This window comes from Streptomyces sp. NPDC056161, from assembly GCF_042268025.1.
GTDB lineage: Bacteria > Actinomycetota > Actinomycetes > Streptomycetales > Streptomycetaceae > Streptomyces.
In genome coordinates this window covers 1-7,565 of the sequence record NZ_JBHJUV010000120.1, presented here as the reverse complement: position 1 = coordinate 7,565, position 7,565 = coordinate 1, and the positions used below count along the sequence as shown (strand labels likewise).

Annotated in this window: 7 protein-coding genes; 3 read left to right on the top strand and 4 right to left on the bottom strand. The window is 66.5% G+C overall.

The window, feature by feature from the left end; genetic code table 11:
• The first annotated feature begins 621 nt into the window (after nt 1-621).
• The 3 genes from ACFC09_RS45555 (at nt 622) to ACFC09_RS45545 (ending at nt 3,214) form a co-directional block, all read left to right on the top strand.
• Nucleotides 622-849, top strand: coding sequence for a hypothetical protein (locus tag ACFC09_RS45555; protein WP_376539027.1), 228 nt, complete (start codon nt 622-624; stop codon nt 847-849).
• Between the two features lie 972 nt (nt 850-1,821).
• Nucleotides 1,822-3,000: a transposase gene (locus tag ACFC09_RS45550; RefSeq protein ID WP_376539025.1), complete on the top strand. Its 1,179-nt coding sequence runs from the start codon at nt 1,822-1,824 to the stop codon at nt 2,998-3,000.
• Nucleotides 2,906-3,214, top strand: coding sequence for a transposase (locus ACFC09_RS45545; RefSeq protein WP_376539023.1), 309 nt, complete (start codon nt 2,906-2,908; stop codon nt 3,212-3,214). The genes ACFC09_RS45550 and ACFC09_RS45545 overlap by 95 nt, the downstream gene beginning before the upstream one ends.
• Before the next feature lie 417 nt (nt 3,215-3,631).
• On the opposite strand, the gene ACFC09_RS45540 is transcribed toward ACFC09_RS45545, so the two are convergent.
• The 4 genes from ACFC09_RS45540 to ltrA all read right to left on the bottom strand — a co-directional run bounded on the left by ACFC09_RS45540 (nt 3,632) and on the right by ltrA (nt 6,797).
• The gene (locus tag ACFC09_RS45540) at nt 3,632-4,396 is read right to left on the bottom strand and encodes a transposase (RefSeq protein WP_376539021.1); all 765 of its coding nucleotides are present in this window, start codon (nt 4,394-4,396) and stop codon (nt 3,632-3,634) included.
• Nucleotides 4,397-4,580: 184 nt separating this feature from the next.
• Entirely contained in the window at nt 4,581-4,931 is a 351-nt protein-coding gene (locus ACFC09_RS45535) for a hypothetical protein (protein ID WP_376539019.1), read from the bottom strand.
• Entirely contained in the window at nt 4,868-5,080 is a 213-nt protein-coding gene (locus tag ACFC09_RS45530; RefSeq protein ID WP_376539028.1) for a transposase, read from the bottom strand. The genes ACFC09_RS45535 and ACFC09_RS45530 overlap by 64 nt, the downstream gene beginning before the upstream one ends.
• A 409-nt stretch (nt 5,081-5,489) precedes the next feature.
• Nucleotides 5,490-6,797, bottom strand: coding sequence for a group II intron reverse transcriptase/maturase (gene ltrA, locus ACFC09_RS45525; protein WP_376539017.1), 1,308 nt, complete (start codon nt 6,795-6,797; stop codon nt 5,490-5,492).
• Nucleotides 6,798-7,565 lie beyond the last annotated feature (768 nt).

The following is a 7,565-nucleotide window of genomic DNA, read 5'->3' as shown; positions in this document are numbered from 1 at the left end:
TAGTGGTCGGCTCACGGACTCCCCCTGGCATGCTCATCATCGGCTGCGGCGGTGGAAGCGTAGCGGCGGTGATGGCCTCGGCGCACCCGGTCCGATGTGATGATCACGGCGTGGTGACTTCCTCCAGCAGACCGCCGACGCTATCGAGGAGGAGTCGAACGCTGTCCGGCTTGGCATCGGCCCGTACAGCGAGTACGGGCCCGGCCGGGGGAATGAGTCGCTGAAGAAGTTCACCCAGCGCGTCGAAGAGCACCTCAACGAGCAGCGGCGCCGTCAGCAGCTACTGGACCAGCCTGCCGACCAGGCGGCCCCGTCCAGTCAGCCGCACCGACGGCCTGACGGCGAAGCGTCTACCGGCGTCGGCGGCCAGCGCCATCGGAGGTGGCGGGAGAAGGGCAGCGTCGGGGTCGACGGCAAGTCGGCTGCGGGCAGCCAGATTACCGAGCAGGGGCACCGTTCACGCGCAAGGCAAGTCGACTTCGTGGATCGCGCTCCACTCGGGCCTGGGCGCGCCGTACGGTCGTTCCACGGATGGCGACCGGGCGGTGACGCCAGGTCAGGCTTGGGAGGGGATCCGAGGATGATCAATGCCCGTACGTACCTCTGTGGCGGGATCTTGCGATGAGCGAGGACCTCCCCAAGGAAGTCCTCAAGACGGTGATCGAGGCCCTGTGTTCCCCGGCGACGACGCCGGACGGCTTCGACTCGCAGGCCGACCGGTGGCGGGAGGGAGCCCTCAAGGCCACACTGCCCGCGCTGTCGGCCCGGACGTCGGCCAAGCGGCTGCGCAGCCGGCTCCTGGTGGATGCCGACGAGAAGGCGCTGGCCGCGCTGACGGCTGACGGCTGACGGCTGACGGCTGACGGCTGACGGCTGACGGCTGACGGCTGACGGCTGACGGCACGGTGACCACCGCCGATCCGCCCGCCGTTCTGCGGCACCGCCGGGAGGGGGGCCGGGCTGATCTCCGCCCTGGCACGGCACCCCGGCCAGGTCGAGGCCGCGATCGCCCTCCTGCACAACCTCACCCTCGCCGGGTGACGACGAACAGGCAGGTCAACGAGCACGTCGTAAATCATTTACGGGACAGCCCTCAGTCAACGGCCCTGACCCGTAATCAGCTCTATCCCCACCGCCCGGTGCGCGCGGCTGGTGGCGGGGACCGGGGCCGCCGACGGCGTGGAGTCGTCCAGATCGAGGGAGGCGATCGTGTCCGCACCGGGCAGCAGCGGGGTGTGCGCGGCCAGACCGGCAGGAACCGGCGCTGGACGGCGTGCAGTTGACTGATGCGCCCGTGTGTGAAGGACTGCGGGAAGCTGCCCAGCGCGGACGGTGCCCCTGCCCTGGAGAACAGGCGCATCGTCGCTCCGTGCCGCAGACGGTCCACGTCATCGAGGCTGTCGGCACCCGGCCCGCTGCCATCCCGGCGATGACAGCCTTCCCCTCGGCCGCGGGGAAGGAGCCGGTGGCGTTCTTCGAAGCCGGCAACCGCACCCTCTCCGGAACCAGGCCGGGAGGCCCGCACAGCTCGGCCAGGTGTACCAGCGGAGCCAGCCCGCCGTACGCGCTCAGATTCGGATCACCGAACCGTGCGGAAACCCTCGCCGGCGCAGGAGGATTGCATCTCGGAAGTGCCCTTGTGGTCGTGCGTGCCGGAAGCCTAACCCCGGCTATTCAACGGAATTGGGCGAGCTGACGCCCCGATAACAGAAAGGTGCCGCTGACCTGCAAGGATGTGAGTGTCGAAGTCATATCCGATGCAGAAGTCAGGGCACCTTTCTGGTGAGTGAGCGTACAGGGTGGGACCGTCGGCTGTCGGTGGTGGCTGACGGGAAGAGGCTGATCGGGCATGCCGGGGCGGTGCTGCTGCGCCAGTGCGCGGACCGCACAGGGCTCATGCAAGCGCTGGCGAAGGTGCTGCCGTCCAGCACAGCGGCCGGCTGGCGGGAACGGGCCGGGGTACTGGTCCAACTGGCGATCGCGATCGTGCTCGGGGCGGCGAACATGTCGGAGGCCGAGCAGCTCCAGCTCCATCACCGGCCGCTGTTCGGGCCCGCGGCCCCGGACTCCACCGCCCGTCGCACGCTGGCCGCGCTCGACGAGGCCACCCTGATGAAGATCGCCAAGGTGCGGGCACGGGTGCGTCGGCAGGTGTGGAGTCTGCTGCACCTGCGGCCGGGCGGCTTCCCCTGGCTGGTCGTGGCGGGCAAGCGGCTGACCGGGTGGATCGTCATCGACATCGACGCCACCATCATCACGGCCGCGTCCAAGAAGGCCGGGGCAGCGGTCACCTTCAAAAAGACGTTCGGGTTTCATCCGCTGGCCGCGTGGTGCGCGAACACCACCGAGTCCCTGGCCATGTGCCTGCGGCCGGGGAATGCCGGAGCAAACACGGTGGCCGACCCCATCACGGTACTCACCGACGCCCTGGCCCGGATCCCCGGCTCCCCGGCCGCGAAGATCCTCATCCGGGTGGACGGGGCCGGAGCCACCCACGGACTGCTGGAACACCTCGAAGCGTTGAACACCACGCGGCGCACGGTCCGCTACACGGTCGGCTGGAAGATCACCGAAGACGACGAAAAGGCCATCGCAAAGCTGCCCAAAAGCGCCTGGGAGACCTCCGTGCACCAGGACGGCAGCCTCCAGGAGGGCTACTTCATCGCCGAGTTGACCGGGCTGAACACCCGCGAGGGCTGGCCGGAGGGCATGCGGCTGATCGTGCGTCGCGTCAAACCCACACGTCGGCACCTGAAGAAACTGACGGCCTTCGAGACGAAGACCGGCCGGCGGTACTGCATCACCGCCACCAATATCCGGCACATGCGGGGCAGGCATCGCCGGCTCGGGCCACAGCCAGTTCCTGGACCTGCTGCACCGCTCGCATGCCAGCGTCGAGGACCGGGTGCGCACCGACAAGGCGATGGGACTGGACAACTTGCCCTCCGCCTCCTGGGAAGTGAACTGCGGCTGGATGCTCGCCGCAAACCTCGCGAGTGATCTCGACGCTTGGGTGCGGCTGCTGGCCCTGCACGACGTCGAGGGCCTGGCCGACGCCGAGCCGGAGACCATGCGCTTCCGCCTCTACCACCTGCCGGCTCGCCTCGCCGATCACGCCCGACGCCGATGGCTGCGTATCGACGCGACTTGGCCCTGGGCACAAGCGTTCACCACCTGCTGGCAGCGGCTCACCGCCCTCCCGGCTGTCACCTGACGGTCGGACACTGCCGCGACAAGGACCAGGAAGGAGAAGACCGGCAGCACTCCGGGCCCGTGGAGCCCGGCGCACCCGCGGCGTCACACGACGGCCCACCTCGAACGGCCCGAGGACATTACGGGCGAACTGCCGAGCAGGTCAGCCACCAAATCCTGCTGACGAATCGAGGTTGATCATCCTGCGGCCGGCCGGGATGCTGCCGCATAAACGCCCCGGACCCCTCGAACGGGTGCCGACGCGAGCGTTTGAACGAAGCCGACGGCCACGAGAAGGGATGCTGATTCGATGACCTGCACTCGACGGTGCCACCGCCGACCCGGATGGAGCAGGGGATCTCATCGCCGATCGGCGCAAGCCTGAACGCGAGCGCCTCCTTTTAGCTTGACTCTGTCGGGGATCTTGGTGCTGCCGGGGTCAGCTGCCCGGGGTTCGCCAGGACTTCGGCCGGGGGATCTCGCGGTGGTCGAGGTAGTTCTGGTGGGCGGTCGGTCGGTGGGGCATGGGGGCTTCTTCGGTTGGTGGGAGTCCGCTGAGGCGCTCGGTGTTGACGGCGATGGCCGTCAGGACGTGCTGGATGTGGGTCTTTCCCTGTCCTCGGTAGCGGCAGCGTCGCATGCCGTGTCCGTGGGCGAAGTCGTTGACCGTACTCTCCACTCCGGATCGGACCGCATAGCGCGTCTTCCACTCGGGGGTCTGTTGCTCGGTGCGGACGTGGAGTTGGAGGTCGCGGAGCTCTTGCGGGGGAAAGCCCACGGTGCGGGCGCTGTCGGCGGTGGTGGTGCACTGGGTGCGGACCGGGCAGGGGCGGCACTGGCTCTTGGTGAACCTGGCCACGATCGGCGGGGCCGCGGTGGGCGAGGAGGTCGGGTAGGGGCCGTGCCGGCCCGCGCTGACCTGTCCCTGGGGACAGGTGACCTGCCGATGGTCGTAGTCGATGTGGAAGCCGTCCCGGGCGAACCCCTCGTTTTGACGGTGTTGGCGAGTGGGGTTGCTCCGGCGCGGCCCGGAGACGGTGACCTGGTGTTCACGGGTGGCTTGTTCCAGGTGGGGCAGGGAGGTGTAGCCGGCGTCGACCAGGTGCTCGGCGGACAGGAGTCCCCGGCGGGCCAGGCGGGTGTGGAGGGGCAGGACCTTGCTGTCGTGGGTGGTGGCCGCGGTGGTGGCCAAGTCCGTGATCACGTTGGGGCCGTCGGGAGCACAGGTCTCGGTCAGGTGAGCGGCGAACCCCTTCCAGCTGATGATGTGTCCGCGCCGTGCGTAGCGGACCGAGGTGTCGTGGGGAGAGACGACCGCCCGGGACGAGGGCGGCAGTCCGGGTCCGCCTTCCTTCTCGGCGGTGCGCCAGCGGAGGTGTCCTGCGGCGTCACGGTGGTAGTCCTGCCTGCACCATGATCTGGCGCAGGGCCTGGATGCGAGGGCCGGACGTGCGGTCTGCTGCGTGCCGGTAGAGGTATTCCAGGAGCCGGACGGCGTCGTTTCCGGTGGCAAGGAATCCGGTCTTGGGCTTGGTTGGGTTCTTGCCCAGGCGGACCGGTCGGCCGCAGCGGAGCCCCCAGTCCCCGTCGACCATTTCGTCGAGCAGGTGAGGGGATGTGCCTGCGCCCTCTTCGAGTGCGGCGCGGACGGCCTCGGTGATCAGTTCCAGGCGGGTCAGGTCGCGCACCGCGGCCAGGACGTGGGTGGAATCCGTGTGCTGAGTGGTGCGCTCGCGCACCAGCCGGCCTCCTTGAGACGGGCCAGCGCGAGGTCGAGGAGGCGGTCAGCACGGTCGTCTTCAGCGAGACGGTCGCGGAAGTCCGTCAGCACGCTGTGATGGAAACCGGGATCGTCCAGCTCCATGGCCATGGCGTACTTGAAGTCGATGCGGCAGCGGACCGCCTCGGCGGCCTGCCGGTCCGACAGACCGAGCAGGAACTAAAGCACACAGACGGTGGCCAGTTGCGCAGGCGAGAGACCCGGCCGCCCGCTCCGCGGGTACCAGTCGGCGAAGTCCTCGTCGCACCACAGCCCGTCCAGCCGGTCTCTCACCCATATCGCCGTCGTGCCGCCCGGGTTGCTCGCCCGCGCGACCTGCGCAGTCAGAGGCAGGACTTGCTCACCGCAACGGGGGCAAAGGGACCACGGGCACCGGTGGAACCACACGAGCATGCCCGCTGACCATGCTGCCGCACCGGGAAACTCCAAGAGTCGGGTGGCCCGGGGGAATCTCACCCCCGGGCTCCCACAGAACGGAGCGTGACAATCTCTTGTCACTCCGCTCTTGTCATCCTGATCACCAGGCGACGGAGGCTTCGGTGATCCACCGCCACTGTGCGAGTAGCCGGGGGTATCGCTTGGCGATCCCCTGCATGCACTCGACGGCCTTCCTCAGCCCCGCGAGCCGCTTGTACTTTCGGCGGATCCATCGCACCAAGTAGGCGTTGATGCGCGCCAGAAGGGGATACAACGCCGACCGGTAGAACCGGCCGTAGTAGTTCATCCAGCCCGCCACGATCGGATTGATCGCCTTGGCGAGCTCTACGAACGTGAAGTTGGAGCGACGATGAAGTCGCCACCGGCGCACCTCTCGTCCCATCTTGTTCAGAGCATCCTTGCTGACCGCCGGCAGGAACGACAGGAACTTCCGGCCGTCCTTGGTCCGTGCGCCGCGCAGGCGGAACGTGAATCCCAGGAACGTGAAGGACGTGTGCTCATAAGAGCCGCGCCGTTTCCCGTCTTGGCAGTACACGATCTTGGTTTTGTCGGGATGCAACCGCAGCCCGACCTCTTCCATCCTGTTCCCGAGTGCCGCCAGGACCTGCTGGGCCTGGCGCTCGCTGACGCAGTGCACGACCGCATCGTCGGCATACCGCTCGAACTGGACGTCACGGAAGTTCCGGGCCAGCCAAAGGTCGAACGCGTAGTGCATGAACAGGTTCGCCAGCACAGGCGAGACTGCGGACCCTTGCGGGGTCCCTCGATCTCGCTTCTGCAAGGTGCCGTCGGGCAGTTGAAGCGGCGCACGAAGCCACCGATCAACATACAACTTCACCCAAACGGCGTCGGTGTGAGCTTCCACCGCCTTGACGATGAGGTCCCACCGGACGCTGTCGAAGAACTTCTGGATGTCGAGATCGATCACCCAATCCCTCTTCCAACACCGTTTCCGGCATTGCTCCACCGCGTCCAGAGCCGACCGCCGCGGCCGGTATCCATAAGAATCCTCATGGAACACAGGATCCACGCGGATTCCCAGATGCCGGGCCACAACGGTTTGCGCGACCCTGTCAGCGACCGTCGGAATTCCTAGAATCCTTTTGCCGCCGCCGTGCTGCTTCGGGATCTCCACCGCACGCACCGGAGGAGGGAAGTAAGTCCCCGACGACATTCGATTCCAGATCTTGTAAAGGTTTCCCTTCAGATCAGCTTCGAAGTCCGCGATGGACTGCCCGTCCACTCCCGGTGTGCCCTGATTACCCTTCACATCCTGGAAAGCCTCCCAGACCTCCCACTTCGAGATATCGAACGGCTTGCTTGACGATTTCAACTGCTGCATCGGCTCCTCCCGGCCATCGCCGGTTGACCAAACGAACACAGCCACGGATGACCCGGCCCCTTCGCTCCACCCCCATTACAGGGGCTTCATCACTACTACGGGCCGGTCCGCCAGCGCACCCCGCGACGGTACTCAGCCCCTTGCGGTTTCAGCCGCTTGAGACACTCCCTATCGCCGCCCTACCCGGGGCGAACAGTGTCAGGGTGCGCTTTCTCCTGTTCCATGTGGAAGCGGCAGATCAGGCTCACGTCATCTTCATGCCGGGCACCGTCTGGCCAGTAAACGGGCTCCCGCCAGACTCATCCCGGAGATCGGAGAAAACCTCCGGTTCTGATGCCGTCTCACTCTGTTTCGACACGTCAGCAATGATTCGCTTGCACTCGTCTTCCTGATCCCTACCTGACGCCTCTCACGACGCCTTTTCCTCATCGCTCACCACGACGGTCTTCAGCCAACGCAGCATGAGGTGGTTTGAAGCCGCCCCCCGCAGGGCGACTCCGAAGGGCCACATCCTTCATCTCCCACACAGCATCACTTGAGGATGCAATTCCTACATAGAGCTCCTCATCGTGTTCAGGACACACTCCCCGACAGAGTCAAGCTCAGGCTCACAAGACCTCCCCTGGTAATACGCACAGGGGCTAGTGATCGTTATTGCCTGATCCAGGCCGGTCTTGCGGACTGTCAGGTCAGGACAATGCCGGTGATTTAGCGTATCAGAAGCCGTATCTCAACCGAACACGATCGCTTGATTTTCGCTGGTCAGGCATGGTCTAGCTCGGAATGAGGGAGGCATGCGGCGTCTTGTTTCGG

Excerpts from the sequence above, each read along its gene's own strand:
- ACFC09_RS45555 (WP_376539027.1), top strand. The coding sequence starts at position 622 with ATGAGCGAGGACCTCCCCAAGGAAGTCCTCAAGACGGTGATCGAGGCC.